This window comes from Flavobacteriales bacterium (genome assembly GCA_020635395.1).
Classification (GTDB): Bacteria; Bacteroidota; Bacteroidia; order NS11-12g; family UBA9320; genus UBA987.
In genome coordinates, this window is record JACJZV010000004.1 from 58,274 (window position 1) to 82,125 (window position 23,852).

22 protein-coding genes are annotated in these 23,852 nt (G+C 37.5%); 15 read left to right on the forward strand and 7 right to left on the reverse strand.

From position 1 onward, the window contains the following. Window positions 1-4 precede the first annotated feature (4 nt). A complete protein-coding gene (locus tag H6607_11350) occupies window positions 5-925 on the reverse strand; it encodes a zinc ABC transporter substrate-binding protein (GenBank protein MCB9262959.1) in 921 nt (306 codons plus the stop codon). Between the two features lie 283 nt (window positions 926-1,208). On the opposite strand from H6607_11350, the gene H6607_11355 reads away from it, so the two are divergent. Beyond that, on the forward strand, window positions 1,209-1,763 hold the full coding sequence (locus H6607_11355; GenBank protein MCB9262960.1) for a hypothetical protein: 555 nt from the start codon (window positions 1,209-1,211) through the stop codon (window positions 1,761-1,763). A gap of 2 nt (window positions 1,764-1,765) precedes the next feature. On the opposite strand, the gene H6607_11360 is transcribed toward H6607_11355, so the two are convergent. After that, on the reverse strand, window positions 1,766-1,996 hold the full coding sequence (locus H6607_11360; protein MCB9262961.1) for a hypothetical protein: 231 nt from the start codon (window positions 1,994-1,996) through the stop codon (window positions 1,766-1,768). Window positions 1,997-2,075: 79 nt separating this feature from the next. Here H6607_11360 and H6607_11365 point away from each other — a divergent pair, with 79 nt between their 5' ends. Further along, window positions 2,076-3,410: a peptidoglycan synthetase gene (locus H6607_11365; GenBank protein ID MCB9262962.1), complete on the forward strand. Its 1,335-nt coding sequence runs from the start codon at window positions 2,076-2,078 to the stop codon at window positions 3,408-3,410. On the opposite strand, the gene H6607_11370 is transcribed toward H6607_11365, so the two are convergent. Further along, entirely contained in the window at window positions 3,411-4,358 is a 948-nt protein-coding gene (locus H6607_11370; protein ID MCB9262963.1) for a PhoH family protein, read from the reverse strand. A 66-nt stretch (window positions 4,359-4,424) separates the two neighbouring features. Between H6607_11370 and H6607_11375 the strand changes: the two genes are divergently transcribed. From H6607_11375 to H6607_11400, 6 genes are all read left to right on the forward strand, one after another. Continuing rightward, window positions 4,425-5,201 (forward strand): SAM-dependent chlorinase/fluorinase, encoded by a 777-nt coding sequence (locus tag H6607_11375; protein ID MCB9262964.1) that lies wholly within the window; start codon window positions 4,425-4,427, stop codon window positions 5,199-5,201. After that, on the forward strand, window positions 5,198-5,503 hold the full coding sequence (locus H6607_11380; GenBank protein MCB9262965.1) for an antibiotic biosynthesis monooxygenase: 306 nt from the start codon (window positions 5,198-5,200) through the stop codon (window positions 5,501-5,503). Before H6607_11375 ends, H6607_11380 begins: the two co-directional genes overlap by 4 nt. Before the next feature lie 54 nt (window positions 5,504-5,557). Beyond that, window positions 5,558-7,855, forward strand: coding sequence for a CAP domain-containing protein (locus H6607_11385; GenBank protein ID MCB9262966.1), 2,298 nt, complete (start codon window positions 5,558-5,560; stop codon window positions 7,853-7,855). 76 nt (window positions 7,856-7,931) lie between these two features. After that, on the forward strand, window positions 7,932-11,657 hold the full coding sequence (locus tag H6607_11390) for a gliding motility-associated C-terminal domain-containing protein (GenBank protein ID MCB9262967.1): 3,726 nt from the start codon (window positions 7,932-7,934) through the stop codon (window positions 11,655-11,657). Window positions 11,658-11,768: 111 nt separating this feature from the next. Then, window positions 11,769-13,682, forward strand: a complete 1,914-nt coding sequence (locus H6607_11395) for a polysaccharide biosynthesis protein (GenBank protein MCB9262968.1) — start codon at window positions 11,769-11,771, stop codon at window positions 13,680-13,682. 42 nt (window positions 13,683-13,724) lie between these two features. After that, entirely contained in the window at window positions 13,725-14,516 is a 792-nt protein-coding gene (locus tag H6607_11400) for a methyltransferase domain-containing protein (GenBank protein MCB9262969.1), read from the forward strand. Here H6607_11400 and H6607_11405 read toward each other — a convergent pair whose 3' ends face one another. From H6607_11405 to H6607_11415, 3 genes are all read right to left on the reverse strand, one after another. Next, on the reverse strand, window positions 14,517-15,155 hold the full coding sequence (locus H6607_11405; GenBank protein MCB9262970.1) for an SIMPL domain-containing protein: 639 nt from the start codon (window positions 15,153-15,155) through the stop codon (window positions 14,517-14,519). Between the two features lie 139 nt (window positions 15,156-15,294). Next, a complete protein-coding gene (gene lepA / locus H6607_11410) occupies window positions 15,295-17,085 on the reverse strand; it encodes an elongation factor 4 (GenBank protein MCB9262971.1) in 1,791 nt (596 codons plus the stop codon). Between the two features lie 83 nt (window positions 17,086-17,168). Next, the gene (locus H6607_11415; GenBank protein ID MCB9262972.1) at window positions 17,169-18,269 is read right to left on the reverse strand and encodes a Glu/Leu/Phe/Val dehydrogenase; all 1,101 of its coding nucleotides are present in this window, start codon (window positions 18,267-18,269) and stop codon (window positions 17,169-17,171) included. An 85-nt stretch (window positions 18,270-18,354) separates the two neighbouring features. Here H6607_11415 and H6607_11420 point away from each other — a divergent pair, with 85 nt between their 5' ends. The 7 genes from H6607_11420 (at window position 18,355) to H6607_11450 (ending at window position 23,027) form a co-directional block, all read left to right on the forward strand. Continuing rightward, a complete protein-coding gene (locus H6607_11420; protein ID MCB9262973.1) occupies window positions 18,355-20,130 on the forward strand; it encodes an ABC transporter ATP-binding protein in 1,776 nt (591 codons plus the stop codon). Between the two features lie 62 nt (window positions 20,131-20,192). Then, window positions 20,193-20,477 (forward strand): DUF3276 family protein, encoded by a 285-nt coding sequence (locus tag H6607_11425; GenBank protein ID MCB9262974.1) that lies wholly within the window; start codon window positions 20,193-20,195, stop codon window positions 20,475-20,477. 26 nt (window positions 20,478-20,503) lie between these two features. Further along, window positions 20,504-21,013, forward strand: coding sequence for a DUF4199 domain-containing protein (locus H6607_11430; protein ID MCB9262975.1), 510 nt, complete (start codon window positions 20,504-20,506; stop codon window positions 21,011-21,013). Window positions 21,014-21,023: 10 nt separating this feature from the next. Then, entirely contained in the window at window positions 21,024-21,434 is a 411-nt protein-coding gene (locus H6607_11435) for a hypothetical protein (GenBank protein MCB9262976.1), read from the forward strand. A 9-nt stretch (window positions 21,435-21,443) separates the two neighbouring features. Beyond that, on the forward strand, window positions 21,444-22,202 hold the full coding sequence (locus H6607_11440) for a 1-acyl-sn-glycerol-3-phosphate acyltransferase (GenBank protein MCB9262977.1): 759 nt from the start codon (window positions 21,444-21,446) through the stop codon (window positions 22,200-22,202). Further along, window positions 22,186-22,476, forward strand: a complete 291-nt coding sequence (gatC, locus tag H6607_11445) for an Asp-tRNA(Asn)/Glu-tRNA(Gln) amidotransferase subunit GatC (protein ID MCB9262978.1) — start codon at window positions 22,186-22,188, stop codon at window positions 22,474-22,476. The genes H6607_11440 and gatC overlap by 17 nt, the downstream gene beginning before the upstream one ends. Continuing rightward, on the forward strand, window positions 22,473-23,027 hold the full coding sequence (locus tag H6607_11450) for a cob(I)yrinic acid a,c-diamide adenosyltransferase (GenBank protein MCB9262979.1): 555 nt from the start codon (window positions 22,473-22,475) through the stop codon (window positions 23,025-23,027). Before gatC ends, H6607_11450 begins: the two co-directional genes overlap by 4 nt. Before the next feature lie 3 nt (window positions 23,028-23,030). Here H6607_11450 and H6607_11455 read toward each other — a convergent pair whose 3' ends face one another. Next, a complete protein-coding gene (locus H6607_11455; protein ID MCB9262980.1) occupies window positions 23,031-23,849 on the reverse strand; it encodes a hypothetical protein in 819 nt (272 codons plus the stop codon). Between the last annotated feature and the right edge of the window lie 3 nt (window positions 23,850-23,852).

The window sequence follows — 23,852 nt, forward strand, 5'->3', positions numbered from 1 at the left end:
AAGGCTATTTTAGTGCTTTTACGATGGTTTCTACGTTATATTTTACCATTCCCAAATAGGTTCCTTCGGGTGTTCTTTCAGCCCCTAATGCATCCGAAAAAAGCTCCCCACCAATTATTACCTTATGTCCTTTTTGAGTACAACTTTCTATGACCGAAAGCAGTGCCTTTTGAGGAACCGAATTTTCGACAAAAATGGCTTTAATTTGATGTTGGATAATATAATTTATCATGTCTTGAACATCTTTAAGTCCTGATTCTGAGATGGTTGAAATGCCTTGCAAACCCTTTACCTCAAAATTAAAACTTCTGCCAAAATACTCAAAAGCATCGTGCGAGGTAATTAGAATCCGATTTTGCTGAGCAACACCTTCAATCAAAGATTGACAATGGGTATAAACCGAATCTATCTCGAGTAAATAATGTGAGGCATTCGAGTCAATTTTGGGGGCAAATTGGGGAAATTTACTTTTCAATTGCTCGGCAACGTATTTCACTCCATCTGCCCAAAGTTTCATATCAAACCAAATATGCGGATCATGCACATTGGCTTGTTCGTTTATCGTTCGTATATTTTTTGTTTCCAACCCATCAGAAACGGCAATGGCTCTTCCTTTTTTTTGAAAATTTTCGAGCATCTCAGTCATTTTTCCTTCCAAATGCAATCCGTTGAAAATGATAACATCGGCTTCGTCCAATTTTTTAATATCGCCATGAGAAGCCTTGTAAAGATGAGGGTCAACCCCAGGTCCCATCAAGGAATTAACTTCCATAAAATCCCCGCACAAATTCTTGACCACATCGGCAACTATGTTGGTGGTGGCCAACACGTTTATTTTTTGCTCTTTTTCTTCCGTCTGATTTTTGCATCCAGAAAATATCAAAGCGAAAATCGATAGAGCAACATATATTTTATTAAAATTCATTAAGGCAAAAATAACTGATTTGAATGTGTTTGGTTTTGAAAACGGCCATAAACAGAACAGCCGACTCTCGTCGGCTGCCTTAGATGTCGTAAAACCAATTAATCTTCGTTGTAAGAAAACTTATTGACTAAATAATAGATACAATTTTAACGGTATTGGTCGAGGATAAGTTTATTTACATTGTCAGATAAATGTCATCTAAATTTCATTTTTTCATTTTCCCATAGTTTTGCACTTACTCCATAGAGAAATAATTATCCCGTATTTTCGTTGGCAAATAGTATTGAAAAAACTCCTCATCATATCTCTTCTATTCACATTGTTTGCCCATGCAAAGGGTCAAGACACTATTAGTCGTGACACTGTATCAAGTCCTAAAACAATGCAAATTGATAGCGTTGAACTTCGGTTTGGCATGCTTTTGTGCGATAGTTTAAGCGAATTGGCCGATTCAATTTTTTCTGCATTAAAAACCAAAAAATTCGAGGCCTTAATGCCTTACATACCCACCACCGATATTTTAAAAGAGCATTTTGACACCATTGAGCTTAATCAGTTGCAACGTTTGGCAGATATAAAATATCAGGTAATGGTTCGCAGCCTGCAAAAAGACCATTTCAAAATGAATAAGTATGCCAAGGCCATGCACTATAACCTAAAAACAATGGAGCTAATAAAAAGGCGTATAAGCACTAAAAAAGGTGAAAGTGGCACCGAATATGCCGAAATTACCTACCTCTGCAAGAGCGGGAAATATACATTTTACATTACCTTTTTGGCTGTTGAAATGGTAAACAGATGGTTTATTGCCGACCAATTGCAAATTGTTGAATTATAAATCTAAATGCTGGGCTTAACCCGCGGATATACCTCATAATGATCTTCGAACATTATAATTACATCCTCTTCGGTAAAAATAATGTTTTGCTTTACTGGCTTGGCTTCCAAACCAATAGTTGAAGATTCTGATACGTTCGATTTTGGCAGAAATACATGATTTAGTGCTACATATTGCAATATCAAAAGCGACCAAAACAAAACTGCACAAACAAAGACTACTTTTTTTCTCATAAAAATACTTTTGTTGGTAAACTTAACGCACGAATATCGGGCTTTGTTGTAATCTTGTGTTTCATACAATTGTCAAGAAATGAAAATTCATTTAATATCAATAGGTGGAGCGGTAATGCACAATTTGGCTCTTGAGTTGCAACGTCAGGGGCATGACATAACTGGCAGCGATGATGAAGTTTTTGAGCCATCAAATACCCGTTTGCTTAATGCCGGATTGTTGCCAAAAAAAATGGGTTGGCATGCCGAAAGTATAACCAACGATATTGATATTGTGATATTGGGAATGCACGCAAAAAGCGATAATCCGGAACTAATTGAAGCCCAAAAATTAGGTCTGAACATCCAATCATTTCCCGAATTTGTTTACAACCAAAGCAAAAACAAAACCCGGATAGTGGTGGCCGGAAGCCACGGAAAAACGAGCACTACAGCCATGATTATGCACATTTTAAAAAATCAAAACATTGATTTTGATTATTTGGTTGGCTCCAAGTTGGAGGGTTTTGAGCTGATGGTAAAGTTGAGCGATGCTCCCTATATTATTCTAGAAGGCGATGAATATTTAAGCTCGGCCATTGATTTAAGGCCCAAATTTTTGTGGTACAAACCCCATATTGCCATCATTACCGGCGTGGCTTGGGATCATATCAATGTTTTCCCAACTTTTGAAAATTATGTAGAACAATTCAAATTATTTTCCGAAACTATTCTGCAAAACGGAAGCCTGATATATTACAAAAATGATGAACCTTTGGCACATATTGCCCAGGACATAACACACGCAAAAACCATTGCCTATCAAGGGCTTAACACTATCATTGGTAAAGATTCAGTGTCCGTAGATTTTAATCAAAAATTGTTTGTAATGAAAGTTTTTGGTGAGCACAATTTTCAAAATATGGAAGCCGCAGTTTTGGCTTGCAAACAAATGGGTATATCAGAAGAAGAAAGTTTAAAAGCAATGCAATCATTTGTTGGCACGGCCCGAAGGCTCGAAGAGGTTTACAACAAAAACAATATCATTATTTACAGAGATTTTGCTCATTCTCCGAGCAAAGTAAAGGCCACCGTTGACGCGGTGAAAAATAGGTTTCGAACACAAAAAGTCATTGCTGTTTTAGAGTTACATACCTATAGCAGTTTAAACAAAGATTTTATGCCGCTTTATAAAAATACGATGAAAATGGCCGATGTAGCTTTTGTGCATTACAACGAACATGTTTTTGAAATGAAACGCATGGAAGTTTTGGATGAAATGTATGTTAAATCTCAATTTGGAAATGTTGAGGTAGAAACAAATATTGACCAACTTTGGCAAAAATTGCACAATCTTGTGGACGAAAACACCATTTTTCTGATGATGAGTTCTGGTAATTTTGGTGGCAAAGACGTGTTAGAATTGGTACACTAATTATCCGGCATGTCGGTCGTACGCCTTAATAATTTCTTTTACCAATTTGTGCCGCACCACATCTAAAACGGTAAGTTCTACAATAGAAACGCCTTTAATATCTTTTAAAATATCAATGGCTTTTCTCAAACCTGATTGTTGGTGCTTGGGCAAATCAATTTGACTCAAATCGCCATTAATAATCATTTTGGCATTTGGCCCCATTCGGGTCAAAAACATTTTTAGTTGCACCGAGGTTGCATTTTGTGCTTCATCCAAAATAACGAAGCAATTATCTAACGTTCGGCCACGCATAAAGGCCAACGGAATAACCTCCAACGTGCCATTTTCGATATATTTATTGTATTTATCCGTCGGAATCATATCGAGCAACGAGTCATACAACGGTTTTAAATATGGATCGATTTTTTCTTTTAAATCGCCGGGCAAAAAGCCTAAACTTTCTCCAGCCTCTACGGCAGGTCTTGCCAAAATTATTTTCTTTATCTCCTTTCTCTTCAAGGCTCTAACGGCCAATGCCACACCTGTGTAGGTTTTGCCGGTTCCGGCAGGACCAATGGCAAAAACAATATCATTATTTTCTACGGCCTGCACCAGTGCCTTTTGATTTTCGGTTCTGGGTTTTATTATTTTCCCTTTATTGCCATATACCAGCACGTCCGAGTTAAAATAATTTTGACTGTCGGTTGGCTCAAAATTATTTTGCAAAATTCCTTCCACTTCGCCCTCCGTTATATTTGGATTATTCAACAATTGGGCAATTAATAGACCTAATTTTTTTTCAAATTCTTCAATTTCTTCCTTCGCACCATTAGCTTTTATCTCATCTCCACGCGAGGTGATTTTAAGTTTTGGAAAATGCTTTTTCAAAAGCACCATGTTTTGATTAGAAGTCCCGAAAAAAACACTCGGATTAATCTTTTCGATTCGTATAATTTTTTCTGTCAAATGAATTTCGTTTTTAAACCTAAATACTAATTTCGTTCCAAATTTAATTTACTTTTTCCCAAATATTTGAGTCTAATAAGTTTAATAACAGATTTTGGCGAAGGGTCGATATATGCGGCCCAATCAAAGCTTTGGTTATACGCCAATCTGCCCGATGTTAAATTGGTAGAAATAAGCCATACCATTGACCCATCTGATGTACACAACGGTGCTTATGCGTTTGAATTATTGCTTAGCCACCACACCGAATCAACGATTCACATTATAGCAATTGATTTTGATGAAAGAGTTCATCATCAAGAAATACTTATTGCAAAACATCAAAACCAATACATTATAACATACAACAGTGGTTTTTTACCCCTTTTGGGTATAGACTGTCTCAACTCAGAAATTTGGATGGCCAAAACATACTCTGGCAATCATTTTTTAAGTATTGTTGAATGTTTTGGACATTTGGCAAAAGATATTTTGAATAAAAATTTGAACAATTATTCAAAACTCGACCATCAAAAATTAAGACTTCTAAATGCTCAAAAACCCACCTTTGCCGACAATCTTCTTCGAGGAAAAATAATATTCGTTGATAGTAGAGAATATGCATATACGAACATCCACCAAACTGATTTTGACGAATTTAAGGGTTCAAAAGATTTCAATATTTTGTTGGGAAGACATGTAAAAATAAATCACATAAACCAATCTACCGAACTAATGGCCGGTGGCAAAACCTATTGTTTTTTTAATTCGGCAGGATATTTGACCATTGGGGTGTATAGAGACAGCACAAAAAAAATGTATAATTTGCAAAAAGACAGTATAATTTTAATTGAAAAAGAATGATTGTCAGACTTGTAAAAATGACTTTTCGGGCAAACGAAACATCCAATTTTGAGCAGCTTTTTACCAAAGTGCAACCCTTAATTTCAGGCTTTGAGGGCTGTCTTGGAGTGGAATTATTGAAAGGTACAACCTCCGAAAATAAGGCCTGCGTTTACTTTACAAGAAGTTTGTGGATGGAGGAAAAAAATTTGGAAGCCTATCGAGCCTCTGGCCTATTTGCCGAAACATGGAACGCCACGAAAGCCATGTTTGCAGAAAAAGCAGAAGCTTGGTCAACAAAAATAGTTTCCAATGAAATTTAGATATTAAATATTAACAGTGTATAATTGTTCGTTCAAGAAAACATGGTAGCAAAAGTGAAGGCAAACATCAAATTCGTATTAGGCGTAGTAGCGTTATTTCTTTTTTCGGCATATCAATCAAACGCACAAGATTGTGCCGACAATATTGCATCGGCCATAGATGGCAACTTGATAAAACGGGCACTAAAACTGGCTGATGATGCCATGGAAGATGAGGCTTGTAAGAAAGATCCCGAAGTTTATTTTTTGCGTGCCGAAGTGCTTTACCTCGTGTCGAAAGATGAATTTTTAAAAACAAAATATCCGGATGCCATAAAGGATGCCATCAAATCCATTGACAAAGGAATGGCAAAAAACAACAATCAGATACCTTCATCAAAAGACGAATTGATAAACAAACTGGTTGAGGAAAATAATCTTTTAGGTGAGTATCAATATAAAATAAACAAATACACCCAGGCCGTAAAAATTTATGAAAAAAGCTACGAGCTAAATGGTGACGAAAAGGCATTGTATTGGATTGGGAAAAGCTACTTGCAAGCCACTGACACAGTATTGGGCGAGCAGACCTACAAACAACTGCTGTATTCATTGGACGAACAAATTTTCTCGGAAAAAAAGGTGGACAAACTCTTTGCTGATGCCTACATCTATTATGCCGACAAGCATTGGAGATTGAAACAATATGACTCTGCCAATTTTTATTTAGAAAATGCAAAAAAAGCATTTAAGGATAATGCCAGAGTGGACTATTTCTTGAAAGAGGTTGCCAAACAACAAATAAACGAATTACCTCCTTCGAGTCTCATGATGCTAAAAATCAACAACATGATGAAATATTTTCCGACAGACTCCTTTTTTATAAAAAAACAAAATGCCCTTTATTTATACCTACTTCGAAATCATTTTGACCACAATAATTTGTCGGAAATAGACACGATGCTCAAATACATTTCTGCCGAAAAAGTGGCCAAAATGGCCTCAAAAGATGTCGAGTTAATAAAAAAATCAGATCAATTTATTGAATCAAAGCCTGAAAATGTATTGTGGGATTTTGTAAAATACTATTCAAAATTCGACTACCCGAACATCTCTAACTACATTGCTCAACTCTATATCGAGATGACTGCCACAGGAAAAACGCCTGCTGATTTAAAACAACGTTACAATATTATAATTGATTTTGCAGCCAAAAATCACTCATTGGCATTGGCTAATCAGCTGCTCGAGTTTGCTTCGGCCAAATATGGCGATGCTGATTTTGTTGCCACCCGAACTTCTCTTATTTCAAAATATAAAGCCAATGATTTGTCAACCGCTGACCAAGGTGCTTTGTATGCTATGTTGGTAAAGGCAAACCCAAATTTATCCAAAATGTCGGATGAATTAAAAGAGGTTGCTGAAAAATACATAAACAGCTTGGTAAAAGACAAAGAATACGTCAAGGCTAAACCCATTATTAATCAACTCATTAAGGCCCAACCAGATGTTACACTTTGGCAGGATAAGCTGAGCTATTTGGCAAAAGAAGATTTCTATTACAACTACTACATGACCCGTGTAATGGATGAAACCACCGCCGGAATTTTAGTTAAAGGTTATGAATGGAATGGTTCTGTAGCGGGTTGCAACCCCGGAACCATTGACCCAAAAATTCAACAAAAAGTAGAGGATAGAATAAACTATTTTAGACGGCAGACCGGCTTAAAATCTGTTTATCTTGATGCCCAACTGAATGACTGGTGTCAAAAAGCGGCTCTAATGATGGAGGTGAATAAAACATTGGATCATTCTCCAACAACAAAGTGGAGCTGCTTCAGCGATGACGGTGCGGAAGCCGCAAAATATAGCATGCTTACAAAAGGAGTTACTACAGCTATTGCCGTTACCTCCTTTATGGCAGACAACCAGAATCCAAGTGTGGCTACAAGAAGGTGGCTACTCTACCCCAATGCTTTGGCCATTGGGCATGGTTCAACCGAAAATGTGTGTGTAATATGGGCAATGGACGACAGCGGCAGTGTAGATACCAATGTCTATAAAGAAAAATTTGTTGCCTGGCCGCCGGAAGGAAATTTGCCTAAAATGTTGGTTTTTGATTATTGGTCGTTCTCCACAAAACAAGATTTGAAAGGAGCCACCGTGACCATGAAAAAAGGAAATGAAAATATTCCATTAAAAACTCAGGAATTGGTGGATGGCTACGGCCTGCCTACATTGGTGTGGAAGCCCGAATTCAATGCTAAAGACATAACAGAGGATACTGTTGTGGCAGTTTCTGTTCAATTAAGAAACGGAAGAAAATATGATTACAAAGTAAAAGTAATGAATTTTGACGCGGTTGGATACTAAGTGCTTGCAACTTTTGGGTTCAATTAATCGTCATATTTAAACTACCGCACAAAATTGCGGCATCATGTTTGTATTTTTGAGACAAACATCGGTTGACAGAACAATAATTTTGCGTCTCTATTTGTCCTTTATCCTGCTTATTGGGTTATATGTTTCGGCATATAGTCAGCAGTATTTTACCCAAAACAAGGGTCAATGGAATTCAGAAGTTTTATTTAAAAAACAAGCCAACGGAGCCGTTTTATATTTAAAACCTCAAAGTATTTCCGTATTGCTTTACAACGACCAACAATGGTCCGAATTGGTCAGTCATCCTAAACACAACGAAAGAAAGTTGTTTAAAAACAACACTAATTCAAATACAGTTGATTACCATCACTACATAATGTACTTCGAAAATTCGAACAATGTTGTACCTCAAGGTGAACAACCCAGCAGTTACGTTATCAATTATTTTTTAGGAAATGACAGCACCAAATGGGCTTCCGGCGTTCGAGACTTTGGATTTGTTCGATACGAAAATTTGTATGACAACATTGATTTACTTGTCTATGGCCACGGAACCTCGCTGAAATATGATTTTGTGCTGAAAGCAGGAGCTGATATTTCACAAATAAAAATTCGGTATGATTACGTCGATAATCTGGATTTGCAAGGCGATTCGCTCATCATAAAAACTTCGCTGGGAAGCTTTTCAGAAAAAATACCTATCAGTTTTATTGAAGAAAATGATTATAGAACAGAAGTTTCTGTTCGATTTACTCTATCCGAAAATACGGTTCAATTCGTATCAGAAACTACCCCTACCCTGAATCAAACAATGATTATAGACCCCCAAGTGGTTTTTGCAACCTATGCAGGAAACAGCGTTGACAATTTTGGCTTTACGGCAACTTATGACGAACAAGGCAATTTATACTCCGGAGGCATAGCCACTGCACCCGATTTTAGTTTCAACAAAAATGGCTATTACCCCACAACCGTTGGAGCTTTTAGCACGACCTACAGTGGTGGAGATGAACAAGGAATCTATAGTTTTAAGTGTGACATAACCCTCAATAAGTATAGTAACGACGGCAAAAAATTAATCTCTGCCACCTATTTGGGTGGAGAAAGCAACGAATATCCGCACAGCATTGTGGTGGACAAAAACAATGAGTTGGTGGTTTTTGGTACCACATTTAGTGACGCATTTCCAGTTTCGGCAAATGCTTTTCAAAAAAACAACAAAGGTTTAAGCGATTTAATAATAACCAGATTTACCGCCGACTTTTCTAACCTTGTAGGAAGCACCTATTTGGGTGGCGATAGCAAAGACGGGTTGAATGAAGAACCGGTACTCAATTATTTCTATGCCGACAATTTCAGAGGAGAAGTTCAAATTGACAAAACCGGCAATATTTGCGTAAGTAGCTCTACATATTCTGATAATTTTCCGACCGTTTCGGCATTTCAATCAAAAATTGCGGGACGACAAGATGGGGTGTTTGTTCAACTAAAATCAGACTTGAGTCAATTGTTTTGGAGCACCTATTTAGGGGGTAACAGCGGAGATGCGTTATACTCGGTAGATTTTGATACAGCCGGAATTATTTATTTGAGTGGTGGTACAAAAAGCAGCGATCTTACAAATTCTACAGCAGGTATCGGTACCAAATTTAATGGTGGTGTGTGCGATGGTTTTATTGCAATGCTCAACCCATCTACTAAAGCCTTGATAAAAACAGCCTATTGGGGAACTAATAGCTACGACCAAATATTTCATCTCGAAATTGATTATGAAAATAAAATATATGTGGTAGGCCAGAGTCAAGGCAATATGCCAATTGTGGGCAATGTGTACAACAACCCAAGCAGTGGCCAATTTATTTCAAAATTTGACGACCAACTGAACAACTTGGAACTTTCAACAGTTTTTGGATCTGGCAATGGAGCCATTGATATAACCATTAATGCCTTTTTGGTTGATGAATGTCGAAAAATATTTATTAGCGGTTGGGGTGGCGAGACAAGTCAAAAATCCTTTAGTTCTACGAGTAAATTGACCATAACACCAGACGCTTATCAGAAAACAACCGATGGCAGTGATTTCTATTTGGTTGTATTTAGCAAACAGGCCAAACACTTGCTTTATGCCACTTGGTTTGGTGGATATAAAACCCATGACCATGTAGATGGCGGCACCAGCAGATTTGACAAAAAAGGAGTTATCTACCAATCGGTTTGTGCAAGCTGCCCAATGGATAATTTTACACATGCCATCAGCGATTTTCCAACAACAAAAGGAGCTTATGCCGAAAAAAATGTTAGCCCACGATGCAGCAATGCGGCATTTAAAATTGCTTTCGGAAACCTGAATAGGCCGCCTTATTTGTCAAACCAATTATTTCATGTAAAAGCACTTGACACTCTAAATTTCTTGTATTCCATAACTGATGTGGATGAAGACTCCATTTTTGTAACCCTAAGCCCAGATGCAAAGACGGCATCTCAACTAATAAATTTCAAAGCACAATCAAAAGCATTAGAAAAATGGCAACAAAACATTGCTTTTACTGCAGCATGTGGCAGTATTGGAGACACCCTATCCATCAAGGTTTATGCCATTGACCAAGGCTGCCCGGGAGTATTAGATAGCTCTGCAACAATTAAAATAGTGGTTGACCCACCACCAATTCTCGACCCGCCACAAACAATATGTTTAAATTTTGTGGGAGATGACGCAATAATTATTGAGTGGGACAGTATTTCGTTTTCTAAATATTATCAAAGCACAACCCTCTATCGAATAGACCCCAGCGGAAAAACAACGAAACTAACAACCGCGAATAATATAGCAGGGGGAAAATATCAAGACAACAACTTAATTAAACCAAAACAAAATGAATACCGCTATTTTTTGGTGGTAACCAACAAGTGCAACGTTGATGGTCCCTCGTCATACGAGGTTTCTACTACCAAAGAGTTTTTATTTCCAATAGAAACCACTTATATAAAAACTGCCACCGTAACAGATGACGACCACATCCAAGTTGTTTGGTTGCAAACTACTGAGGCTGATTTTGGATACTATGAAATATTAAGAAAAAGAAATGGAGACAACCAAGCCTTCGAATATTTTGCATCTACTTTTAATAGAGAAGACACCTTTTTTATTGATAATCAAGCCAATGTAAATGAACAATCATACTGTTACGTTATTGTGGTGCATGACAAATGTGGTCATTTTAGCAAACAAAGCAATGAGGGTTGTACCATTGTTTTGGAGGGAGTAAGTGTCCCATTCAAACATACTATTTGGTGGAACGATTATACTGATTGGCCAAACGATGTGAATGATTATTCCATCAGCAGATGCGTTGATACCGGACAACTTGCACTTTATGACCTTGTTGATGGCACAACCACAACCTTGGTTGATACTACTTGGGATTATTGCTGGGGTGGCTATTGGTATAGAGTAACGGCATACGAAAATGGAGGCTTAGGTGCCGAAAGCCAATCGAATCGTATCTATTTGGTGCAACCTCCGCTGCTGCATGTCCCGAATGCATTTACGCCAAACGGCGACAATCTAAACGAGACTTGGGGCATTGTTCCAGTATTTGTAAAAGAATATGAAATAGAAGTATTTAATAGGTGGGGAGAAAGAGTTTACTCCAGCGAAAACGTAAAAGAGGATTGGGCCGGATTTTACAAAGATTTGCAGCCCGGACAAACCGTATATATTTACAAAATAAGATATACCGGCTGGGACAGAAGCGTTCATCATCGCACCGGAACTGTAACCGTAATTAAATAATGCACAACTGTTAAAATACTATTTACTGACAATTTTGTAACTTTACCTTTTCAATAATTCCAAAAATTAAATATATTTTTGCACCTCACTTAAATTACTGCTTAAAAAACGATGACTGTGCAATTAATAAAAAAGTTATCCAACCATCACATACCAAGATGGGTGGTTTTGAGCATAGACATGATACTTGTTTCTTGTTCATTTCTTGTCTCTTTTGGCATAATCCACAATCTTAAACTTGAAAGTTTTACCTATAAACAGCTTGCTGCTCCATTTGCTTTAACCCTTATTCTTCGGGCATCGGCAATCATGTTAACGAAATCTTACAAAGGAATAATACGATACACAAGCATTCAAGATGCAAGTCGAATTTTCATCGCAATGATAGTCAGCTCGTTGGCCTTTATTGCTATTCGGCAGTATTTTTTGTATGTGCAAGGAGTGTTTATTCTCGAAAGATCCATTATAGTTATGGATTTTTTTATCTCGCTTGTGGCACTCATATCTATGCGGGTTTTTTACAAAGTAGCCTTTAAAAGAATTACTCAACAAAATTCAACCAACATACGTAATGTTATTATATATGGTGCAGGTCATACCGGATTAATGGCAAAAAGAACCATTGAAAGCACACAAAACAGCAACTTAAAAGTGGTTGCTTTTTTGGATGACGATAGAAAACTTTCCGACAAATCTGCTGAGGGAATACCCATTTTCTTTTTCAACAAAAAATTTGACTATGTTTTAGAAAAATACAAACCCAAAGAAATAATTATTGCAGTTCCCAACATACAAAGTCAGCGAAAAAAGAAAGTAATAGAGCTTGGTTTAAAACATGATTTGGTGATTAAAAACGTACCACCTATTGAGAATTGGATTAACGGAGAATTTACGTTTAAACAAATAAAAAATGTGAGTGTTGACGACCTTTTAGGTCGCGAACCTATAAACCTCGAAAATAAAAATATAAAATCTGAAATAAGTGGCAAGGTGGTATTGGTTACCGGAGCAGCCGGCTCCATTGGTAGCGAACTTGCAAAGCAATGCAAAGCCTATAACCCCAAATATTTGATTTTGCTTGATCAAGCAGAAACCCCGCTCTACGAAATCGAATATCAGCTGGCATCAAAAAACGTAGAGGTTGTCATTGGTGATGTTTCCAATGAAGGTAGAATGCAGCGTGTGTTTGAAGCTTTCAAGCCAGATGTTGTTTTTCATGCAGCTGCCTACAAGCATGTTCCGCTTATGGAAGACAATCCGTACGAAGCATTGAATACCAACGTTTTTGGCACACGGCTAATGGCCAATTTGGCGGTTAAGTATGGAGTAGAAAAGTTTGTTCTAGTATCTACCGACAAGGCCGTAAACCCAACAAATATTATGGGTGCCAGCAAGCGAACCGCCGAAATATATGTTCAATCTCTCAATAACTTATTAGAGTTGAAAGACGACCACCATACCAAATTTATCACCACACGTTTTGGCAATGTTTTGGGTTCTAATGGGTCGGTAATTCCCCGATTTAAAGAACAAATAGAAAAAGGTGGCCCCATTACTGTTACTCATCCCGATATTACCCGATATTTTATGACCATACCTGAGGCTTGTCAGCTTGTGCTTGAAGCCGGGGCTATGGGCAGAGGCGGCGAAATTTATATTTTTGACATGGGAGAATCGGTTAAAATTATTGATTTGGCCAAAAAAATGATAAAACTAAGCGGCTTTGAAGAAGGTCGTGACATCGAAATAGTTTATACAGGCCTGCGTCCGGGAGAAAAATTAACCGAAGAACTTCTCAACGATCGGGAAATGACCATTGGCACCCATCATCCAAAAATAATGGTGGCCAAAGTGCAGGAACACAACTTTAACGAAGTTGAAGAACTCATCGAATCGTTATACCTTCAAAAAGACAGAATCACTAATAAGTTGATTGTTTCGGCCATGAAACAGCTAATTCCGGAGTATATAAGCAACAATTCTATTTACGAAGAGTTGGACAAAAAAGCCTCTTTAAAAAACTAAAAACGGGCCGTTTGAATAACTAAAAAGGGCTAACATTGCACCATGTTTGAGTTTCATGGCGATATGCAACGGTATCACGACATTACTCGTGAGGTAACCGAAAATTATGTGATTCCCTTTATTCAAAAATCTACCGATTTTTCCGGCAAATTACATGTACTCGAAATTGGCAGCGGCGAGGCCGGGGTGCTGAATGCTTTTACAAAATTGGGGCATCAATGCGTGGGAATTGAACTTAGCCCAGAACGAGTGCAGAGAGCCGAAAATCTTATGAAAACCGAAATAGAATCAGGCCAGATACGATTTATTGCCAAAAATATTTACGACATAAATCCAAATGATTTTAATCCAAAATTTAACATCATTATTTTGAAAGATGTGATTGAGCATATCCATGAACAGGAAAAAATAATGATTCGATTAAAGGAATTTTTGGCCACAGACGGACTAATTTTCTTTGGTTTTCCGCCATGGTATATGCCGTTTGGTGGACATCAACAAGTGGCAAAATCAAAATTAGGAAGCAAATTGCCCTATTACCACCTGCTGCCCATGCCCTTATTCAAATTTGCACTCAAACTGTTTGGCGAAAAACCCGCCATGATAGAAGGTTTGGTAGAAATAAAAGAAACCGGCATTTCCATCGAACGATTTGAACGAATTGCCAAAAACGCAGGATTCAAAATTGACCAAAAACTATTTTATCTGTTTAACCCAATTTATCAATACAAATTTGGGGTAAAACCAAGACAGCAATCGGCACTGATAAACCACATCCCATTTTTAAGAAATTTTGTGACAACTTGCGTGTATTACAACTTAAAAATCAAGTAATTAGTAGAAGATATACTCTACATATATAGGTCTTACCACCCGCATTGTTCCATTATTTATCTGAAGTTTTTGTTTTGAAACATTGTCATTTGTTTCTATTTCAAAATTGCCGGCCACTTTTTTATCAAACTCATCATTGGCATATCCCTGTGGTAGCTCAATGTTTCCAATTTTGATGATTTCTTTTGATTTCGCATTTAGCTTTTGAAGCAACCCATTTGCAAGTTTGTCAGCCTTATTTAAAGCTTCGCCATAGGCCAAATTACTCAAGCTGTCGTAGTCAGAAACATCAAATTGAAGCAACCCAACCGAAAATTCACTGTTGCTCAAAAGCAATGGATACAGCTCCTCCAATTTTTTTAAATTTCGAGCTGTCACATGGGTTGTCATGCTCGATTCGTACCCCGAAAAAATGTATGAATTCTTTATCCAATCATAATCCTTTTGCTGAGTGATGGCCGTTGTGAGCATATCTTTTGGGGCAATTTCGTATGTAGATAACAATTCATTTAGTTGTTTTGATTTCTCAACCAGACAATTTTTGCTTTTAACAACATCTATATCCTTGCACGAAATTGTAACCGAAAAAGTGGCTACATCTGGCCTTATTTCTACCTCTCCAGTAGTTTTGAAGTGCATGGTTTTCATAAGTTTCGTTGATTTTGTGGAACATGAGGCTGCCAAAAATGTGACACAACACAAAATATAAATAGATGATTTCATAAACATAACATTAAGTTGGGCTTAATGCATGTCTATGCACAAAGGTAAACGAGAACTAATCGTTGATTTTTAGAACGGCCATAAATGCTGATTGCGGAATCTCTACGTTTCCAACTTGACGCATTCTTTTTTTACCAGCCTTTTGTTTTTCAAGAAGTTTTCTTTTTCGGGTAATATCACCTCCGTAACATTTTGCCGTAACGTCTTTTCGCATGGCATTAATGGTTTCTCGTGCAATAATTTTGGCTCCAATACCTGCCTGAATGGCAATAACAAATTGCTGTTTTGGTATCAGTTCCTTTAATTTTAGGCAAATCTTTTTGCCATAATCATAAGCTTTATCCCTATGAATAATGGCCGAAAGTGCATCAACCTGTTTGCCATTAAGCAATATATCTAGTTTTACCAATTGCGATTCGCGATAATCTATTGGATGATAATCGAAACTGGCATAACCTCTGGAAATAGATTTTAACTTATCGTAAAAGTCGAAAACCACCTCTGCCATTGGCATTTCAAAGGTTAACTCAACTCTATTTGTAGTGAGATAAACCTGATTTTTGAGCAGCCCGCGTTTATCCATGCACAAACTCATGATGGCTCCTACATAATCGGCAGAAGTAATAATTTGGGCATTTATGTAAGGTTCTTCCACATAGTTCAAATGATTTCCTTCTGGCAAATCGGTGGGATTGTTTACAATAATTTGCTCATCCTTTTTGTCAAATGCATGATACGAAACGTTTGGAACCGTGGTAATTACAGTCATGCCAAACTCTCTTTCCAACCGCTCTTGGATAATTTCCATGTGCAACATTCCTAAAAATCCGCATCTAAAACCAAAACCCAAAGCTGCAGAAGATTCCGGTTCAAAAACCAATGAAGCATCGTTCAATTGAAGCTTGCCCATGCTTTCTCTCAACTCCTCAAAATCCTCGGTATCAACAGGATAAATTCCTGCAAAAACCATAGGTTTTACATCTTCAAAACCTCTAACTGCACTGTTTGTAGGATTCTCCACATGGGTAATTGTATCACCAACTTTTACTTCTTTGGCCTGCTTTATGCCCGAAATAATATAACCCACATCCCCGGTTTTTACCACTTCACGTGGTTCGGGGGTTAGTTTTAAAACACCAATTTCATCGGCATGATATTGTTTGGCCGTGTTTATAAACTTTACATGGTCGTTTTTTTTAATTTGGCCATCTATTACTTTGAAATAGGCTATAATTCCGCGAAAGGAGTTGAACACCGAATCAAAAATCAATGCTTTTAATGGAGCATCGGGGTTTCCTTTTGGGGCAGGAATTCTATCAACAATAGCTTTCAAAATTTTATCAACCCCCAATCCGGTTTTACCGCTGGCAGGTATAATGTCATCCCTATCGCACAAAATCAGCTCTTCAATTTGGTCTTTAACCTCTTCTGGCATTGCCCCCGGCAAATCCATTTTATTAAGTATTGGGATAATAATCAAATCATGCTCAAGAGCCAAATATAAATTACTAATGGTTTGAGCCTGAATACCTTGGGCGGCATCAACAATGAGCAAAGCTCCTTCGCAAGCTGCAATAGAGCGAGAAACCTCGTATGAAAAATCAACGTGTCCAGGAGTGTCAATCAGGTTAAGTGTATATTCTTCGCCGTCATGCACATGTTTCATTTGAATGGCGTGAGACTTGATCGTAATACCCCGCTCACGCTCCAAATCCATATCATCCAGCACCTGTTCTTTTAAATCTCTGTCAGATACCGTCTTGGTTTCCTGCAAAAGTCTATCGGCCAAGGTGCTTTTACCATGGTCGATATGTGCAATAATGCAGAAATTGCGAATGTTCTTCATTTATAATTTTCCCAAAGAAATGAGGCAAATAATTTTATCTTTTCTCCTCGTGCCTCGAGGCACGAGGCTACAATCTCCTAAAACTAAATAGTTGATTGAACCTGAATCATATCATCCACGCGTTTTTTCGCCAAAGCTGTAGCGGCAGCCTGCGTGTGAATGTTATTTGCATCAGCATATTTGAAAATACTATTCAAGGTATCATAGATGTGCTCTGTATCACGCAAGGCATTTTCTCTATTGTATCCTGTGTATTCTGAATATACATTTATCAAACCGCCAGCATTTATCAAGAAGTCTGGAGCATAAATAATTCCTTTTTTAACCAACATATCTCCATGTACATTTTCGTCTTCCAACTGATTGTTGGCTGCACCGGCAATGATGTTGCATTTTAATCTATTGATAGTATCTGTGTTAATTATAGCCCCTAAAGCACATGGTGCAAAAATTTGAGCATCGGTGTCGTAGATTTCTTCATTGCTAACAACAGTAGCACCAAACTCTGAAGCAGCCTTTTTCAAAATGTCATTGTTTATATCGGCGATATAGAATTTTGCACCTTCTTTGTGCATATATTCTAATAAATGCCAACCTACTTTTCCAATGCCTTGCACAGCAACGGTTTTGCCGCTCAAGCTATCGTTACCCCATTGCTTTTTGGCTGATGCTTTCATACCCACGTAAACACCATAAGCCGTTACTGGACTTGGGTCTCCGCCACCACCTCTGGTTTCTGGCAAACCCACCACATGGTCGGTTTCCATGTTTACATACTCCATATCTTTGGTGGTGGTACCCACATCTTCGGCAGTAATATATTTACCTCCAAGATTGTTTACAAAACGCCCAAACTTACGCATCAAAGCTTCACTTTTTTGAGTTTTTGCATCCCCAATTATTACAGCCTTTGCCCCCCCCAAATTCAAGCCAGAAATAGCGGCTTTATAGGTCATACCTCTACTTAATCTCAGCACATCTCTCATTGCTTCTGATTCGTTGTTGTAATTCCACATACGTGTGCCTCCTAAACCGGGGCCCAATACCGTGTTATGAATAGCGATGATTGCTTTTAATCCTGTATGATTATCATTGCAAACCAGTATTTGTTCATGGTTATACTCACCAAGATTTGCAAACAAATTGGTGCTTAATGGGTTCTGAATTTGTGATACTTCAATCATTTTTAATAAACTTTACGATTATGAATATCGGCTTAACTTTGCCGCTGCGAAATTAGTCCTTTTTTTAAATGAAAAAACAGTTGGATTGAAACCATTATTTTATCTCAATAAATATCTGTACAAATATCGTTTGTATCTGATTGGCGGCATTGTTTTCATCATTTGCTCCAACATTTTTTCGTTGCTTATTGCACCGATTGTCCGCACGGCCATTGATAGCATGATAAGCAATATTCAAATTTATACCTTGTTGAATTTCAGCAAAACCGAGATTGCAAAACATGTTTCTAAACTTGCTTTGTTTTTTGGAAGTTTGGTATTGGCCAGTGCTCTTATAAAGGGGGTTTTCATGTTTTTTATGCGTCAAACTATCATTGTAATGTCAAGGCACATTGAGTTTGACTTGAAAAACGAAATATTTGCCCATTACCAAAAACTGGATGCATCCTTTTATGGAAAGAACTACACCGGCGATTTGATGAACAGAATCAGCGAAGATGTTAGTCAGGTTCGAATGTATTTGGGCCCTGCCATTATGTACACCATCAATCTGGTTTGTATGTTTATCTTGGTAGTGTCTGTTATGGTTTCCATAAATCCTACCATCACGTTTTATGTTTTGCTACCGCTACCTATTCTTTCCCTCTCTATTTATTATGTGAGCGACATAATGAACAAGCGGAGTACGGTGGTTCAGGGTAAACTCTCCCAATTAACCACTTTTGTTCAAGAATCTTTCTCGGGCATATTGGTTTTGAAAGCCTTTGCCGCCGAAAATCATTTTTCAAAAAAATTTGGCGATGAAAGCGAGGAATACAAACATCACTATATGAATCTTGTAAAGGTAAATGCTCTTTTCTTTCCTTTAATGATGATGTTGGTTGGCCTAAGCGTAATCATTACCATTTATTTTGGAGGCAAACAAGTCATTAATGGAACTTTCTCTTTTGGAAACATTGCTGAATATGTGATTTATGTAAACATGCTTACCTGGCCGGTGGCCTCGCTGGGTTGGGTAACCAGCATTATTCAACGGGCTTCGGCATCGCAGACACGCATCAATGCTTTTTTGCAAGAAAAACCAGAAAACCGAAGCGGAAAAAAATTAGAAACTTTTGACAAAACCATTGAATTTAAAGACATTAGCTTTGGCTACGACCAAAAATTAATTTTAGAAAACATTAGTTTTAAAATAGAAAAGGGTAAGACTCTCGGAATAATTGGAACTACCGGAAGCGGAAAATCATCACTGGCTGCACTTTTGATGAGAATGTATTCACCAAAATCGGGTTCTATTACCATTGACGGTCAATCGGTTTCTGATTTTGAATTATCTTCTTACCGCAACCTATTTGGCTATGTGCCTCAAGATATTTTTCTTTTTTCTGAAAGCATTAAAGAAAACATATTGTTTGGCACAGATAATCAGAAAAGTGATGACCAAATAAAACAATTCGCACAAATGGCCGATGTTTGGAAAGACATCGAATCATTCCCAAAACAACTTGAAACTATTTTGGGAGAACGCGGCATAACCCTTAGCGGCGGACAAAAACAACGGGTAGCCATTACCCGTGCCTTGATTAGAGAACCCGAAATATTGGTATTTGACGACTCTTTGTCGGCCATAGACACGCACACAGAAAAAACGATTAAGTCGAACCTAAAAAAAACAGATAAACATCAAACAAAAATTTTAATATCTCATAGAGTGAGTACGGTGGAAGATGCACATCACATAATTGTGCTTGATAATGGCAAAATTGTGGAGCAGGGAAATCCTCAGCAACTAATTGTCCAAAAGGGCTTGTTTGCCGAAATGGTGAAAAATCAAAACGCCCAAAGTGTGGAGGTTGTGTAAAATGACTTGCACAAACGACGAATATTGCTTTTTTTTGATGAATATTTTATAAAAAGAAGCAGATGGAAGACAATCGCGAGGTATTTTCAAAACGCGTTAGAGCAGGGAAGAGAACGTATTTTTTCGATGTAAAATCAACAAAGTCAAATGATTACTACATTACCATAACCGAAAGTAAAAAAAGTAGGTTTGATGATGGACAATTCACAAAACATAAAATATTTCTTTATAAAGAAGACTTTAACAAGTTTATGGATGCATTTACTGAAACCATAAACCATGTAAAGTCAGATCTTATGCCTGAATACGATTTTGACGAATTCCAAAATTCTGACGACGAAGAATAGTCAATTTATACATTCGGAAACATTCAATGAGCAAATACTATTTGATATTTGGTGGCGTTGCAGGAGCCATTTGCATTGCCATAGATTATTTGGTTTTTTCACAATCAATTCCATTCTCAAAAGGGCTGATTAGTCTGCCTTCAAAAGTGGCAGTTTTAATGATATCCATTGCTTTCTGCACCATTTTAATAAAAAAAATCCATGGAAAAATTAGCTTTTTACGCACCACCTTCGGGGGGGTAATGATTGCCCTAATTTGCTCATCGGTTTCGGGCATGGGCTACTCTTTTATGCATTACCCTGACGGTAAATTTTTAGAACCTATAAAAGAATATTCGCTTCAACAGTGGCAAGAGCAAAACAAAGACAAGCCCAACGAATTGGCCAAAATAGAGGGTCAAAAACTGGCAATAGACAAGCAATTTAGTGTTTTGCGATATAGCATTATGCACTTGGGGTTGTATTTCTTTATGGGCATTTTAATATCGGCATTTATGGCCGCCATTATTGGAGATAAAACAAGTTTTAAAGGCTAATTAATAATTTATGACCGAAATTGAAAGCGAAGAACTTATTGTAAGTCGAAAAAGCGAAAAGGTTTACCATTTTTTAAAAGACCTAAGAAACTACGCCAAATTGTTGCCCAGCGATGCAACACTCATTTATGCCGAAGAAAAAGAAGCAGAAATACATCTTTCTGGGTTAGGAAAATTTAAAGTATCTGTAATAGATTCAAAACCAAACAATTGGCTAAAGCTAAAACCCCAAGGAAAACTCCCTTTTAGTTTTGATATTGAGTGGCACATAAAAGATATTGCCGACCATTGCACCGTAAAAGGAAAAATTAATGCCCAGCTAAACATGTTTATTAAAATGATTGCCGAACCCAAACTTAAAGATTTTGTAAAAAGTCAGGCATACAAACTCAAAGATTTCATCGAAAATGAGGTTGAATAACTCTGGTGAATGAAAAAAATAATTCGATTTATCTGGGCCATTTACTTCTTCTTGTGGTTTTTAGCCATTTTTATTCTTTTCTATCCTTTATTTTTATTCTTTCTTAGTGATAAAAAGCATTACCCTAAAGCTCACAAACTGAGAGCAATTTGGGGCAGAATCATTATGTTTTTTTCGGGTTTAATACCAAAAACTCAATTTGAAGAACCACTAAACCGAAACGGCCAATATATTTTTGTAGCCAACCATTTTAGTTATCTCGATATACTGAGCTTAAATGTTCAATGCGGGCAATATTTCCGATTTTTGGCGAAGGCCGAGCTCGGCAAATTCCCCCTTTTTGGACTGTTTTTTAGAACCATCGACATTTCTGTAAACCGTAAAAGTGTAAAAGATTCTGTTACCTCATTCAATTTGTGCAACGACGCACTAAAATCAGGCGATAGTTTGGGCATTTTTCCGGAAGGTGGCATCCACCCCACTGCACCCAAATTGAGTGCTTTTAAATCGGGTGCCTTTAGGTTGGCTATCGAAAACAAAGTGGCCATCGTTCCCGTTACGATTATCGACAATTGGAAAAGATTGCCCGGTGGAGGATTAGACAATGGTGGAACACCCGGACTGATGCGAATGGTGGTACACAAACCCATTGAAACAGCCTCTTTATCAGAAGCTGATTTATACAAATTGATTGAACAAACCCGAAACATCATTAAAAATACTTTCGACAAGTTTAATTTTGAAACCGAAAATGGAAATAACAGATAAAAAAATTGACGAACTGGCTCATTTGGCTCGATTGTCTTTTAAAAACGAAGACAAGCAAGAAATTAAAAAAGATTTGGAGCGAATACTTGATTTCTGCAACAAGTTGAACGAGCTGGACACCACAAACGTTGAACCCTTGGTGTATATGTCTGACCGCGTAAACCATTTAAGAAATGATATAGTTGAACCATCGTTAGACAAAAAAGAGGCATTAAAAAATGCTCCGGTGGCAGATTCTGATTTCTTTAAAGTGCCTAAAGTGATAAACAAATGAAAGTTTACACAAAAAAAGGAGACAAAGGCACAACATCTATTTTGGGGCAAAACAATGTTGACAAAGATGACCTTCGGATAGAAGCCTACGGAACCGTGGACGAACTCAATACATTGATTGGACAATTAGGTTGCCTGACAAATATGGATGAATTAAAAACTCAATTTTTTATCATCCAAAACAGCCTATTTACCGTTGGGTCGGAGTTGGCTTCAACGCCCGAAACCTTTTTAAAACTAAAACTCGATGCCATTGATTCGGAAGAAATTAAACAATTGGAGCAATGGATTGACGAACAAACCATGCATTTGCCTGAACTGAAATCATTTATTTTGCCTGGAGGATGCGTATCAAATAGTATTGCCCACCAAGCCAGAACCGTTTGCCGAAGGGCAGAAAGAAGATGCGTTAGCCTTAATAAAACAGAACCCCTGCGAGAAGAAGTGATACAATATTTAAATCGTCTTTCTGACTATTTATTTACCGTTGCCCGATTTTTGAGCTATTCAGAAAAAGCAACCGAAATAGAATGGAGGCCAAAGAAGAAATAAACCTTATTTCATTCCTTGTCTTCGTTTCCATTCTTCATATCCCTCATTAAAACCACCAGTTGATGGTGTATTGCCAACGCTTGGCTGCATTTGTCTCGGTGCAGGAGCAGTTTTTGATTGATTCAAAGCCGCTTTTAGTTGTTCTTTAAGATATAAAGCTGCCTGAAAATCGGGTGCTACCGCCAATGATTTATTAATAAAATTCTGAGCTCCATTATAATTTTGTTTACTTGCTTCCCATTGTGCCTTTAAAAGCAGAGCGGCTGCACGAACATTCACATTTTGCACTCCGCCGTCTGCTGTTGGTCCCGCTATTGTTGCGGTAATAGATTGGTCACCTATTATTTGATCCAATTGACTCAAACCATCATTTGTTTTACCTAAATTTATATTGGCCTTTGCCATTTCATATAAGTATTTTGCATCTTTGGTTTCCTCATACAAACTCTTAAATGATTGATATGAACCACTTAAATCGTTGGTGTAGGTTTGCCCCATGGCATAAAGTTCTTTCAATTTATAGTTTTTAGGATTTTTGTCGAGAACCTTTTTGGCCAACTTCATGCCGGGCTCTAACATTTCATTCAGGATATAAATTCTTGCTAAAGAATCTGTATAATCCATATTGTTCGAATCTTCTGCCAACAGATAATTGAGTGCAACTATCGAGGTATAAATATCCCTATTTTTATGGGCAGTCTCATACACCAACTTATGATTATTTATTTGGTTTTCCCCTGTATTATTGGTAGAAACTCCCCCTTTTTGGTTGCAAGCAAAAAGTGATACAATTATCAGACATGCAAGAATGTATTGTTTCATATT

Coding starts and splice junctions, on each gene's coding strand:
- H6607_11360 (MCB9262961.1), bottom strand. CDS start 1,996: ATGAGAAAAAAAGTAGTCTTTGTTTGTGCAGTTTTGTTTTGGTCGCTT.
- H6607_11435 (MCB9262976.1), top strand. CDS start 21,024: ATGACCGAAATTGAAAGCGAAGAACTTATTGTAAGTCGAAAAAGCGAA.
- lepA (MCB9262971.1), bottom strand. CDS start 17,085: ATGAAGAACATTCGCAATTTCTGCATTATTGCACATATCGACCATGGT.
- H6607_11425 (MCB9262974.1), top strand. CDS start 20,193: ATGGAAGACAATCGCGAGGTATTTTCAAAACGCGTTAGAGCAGGGAAG.
- H6607_11400 (MCB9262969.1), top strand. CDS start 13,725: ATGTTTGAGTTTCATGGCGATATGCAACGGTATCACGACATTACTCGT.
- H6607_11350 (MCB9262959.1), bottom strand. CDS start 925: ATGAATTTTAATAAAATATATGTTGCTCTATCGATTTTCGCTTTGATA.
- gatC (MCB9262978.1), top strand. CDS start 22,186: ATGGAAATAACAGATAAAAAAATTGACGAACTGGCTCATTTGGCTCGA.
- H6607_11455 (MCB9262980.1), bottom strand. CDS start 23,849: ATGAAACAATACATTCTTGCATGTCTGATAATTGTATCACTTTTTGCT.
- H6607_11365 (MCB9262962.1), top strand. CDS start 2,076: ATGAAAATTCATTTAATATCAATAGGTGGAGCGGTAATGCACAATTTG.
- H6607_11405 (MCB9262970.1), bottom strand. CDS start 15,155: ATGCACTTCAAAACTACTGGAGAGGTAGAAATAAGGCCAGATGTAGCC.
- H6607_11440 (MCB9262977.1), top strand. CDS start 21,444: ATGAAAAAAATAATTCGATTTATCTGGGCCATTTACTTCTTCTTGTGG.
- H6607_11415 (MCB9262972.1), bottom strand. CDS start 18,269: ATGATTGAAGTATCACAAATTCAGAACCCATTAAGCACCAATTTGTTT.
- H6607_11395 (MCB9262968.1), top strand. CDS start 11,769: ATGACTGTGCAATTAATAAAAAAGTTATCCAACCATCACATACCAAGA.
- H6607_11380 (MCB9262965.1), top strand. CDS start 5,198: ATGATTGTCAGACTTGTAAAAATGACTTTTCGGGCAAACGAAACATCC.
- H6607_11450 (MCB9262979.1), top strand. CDS start 22,473: ATGAAAGTTTACACAAAAAAAGGAGACAAAGGCACAACATCTATTTTG.
- H6607_11430 (MCB9262975.1), top strand. CDS start 20,504: ATGAGCAAATACTATTTGATATTTGGTGGCGTTGCAGGAGCCATTTGC.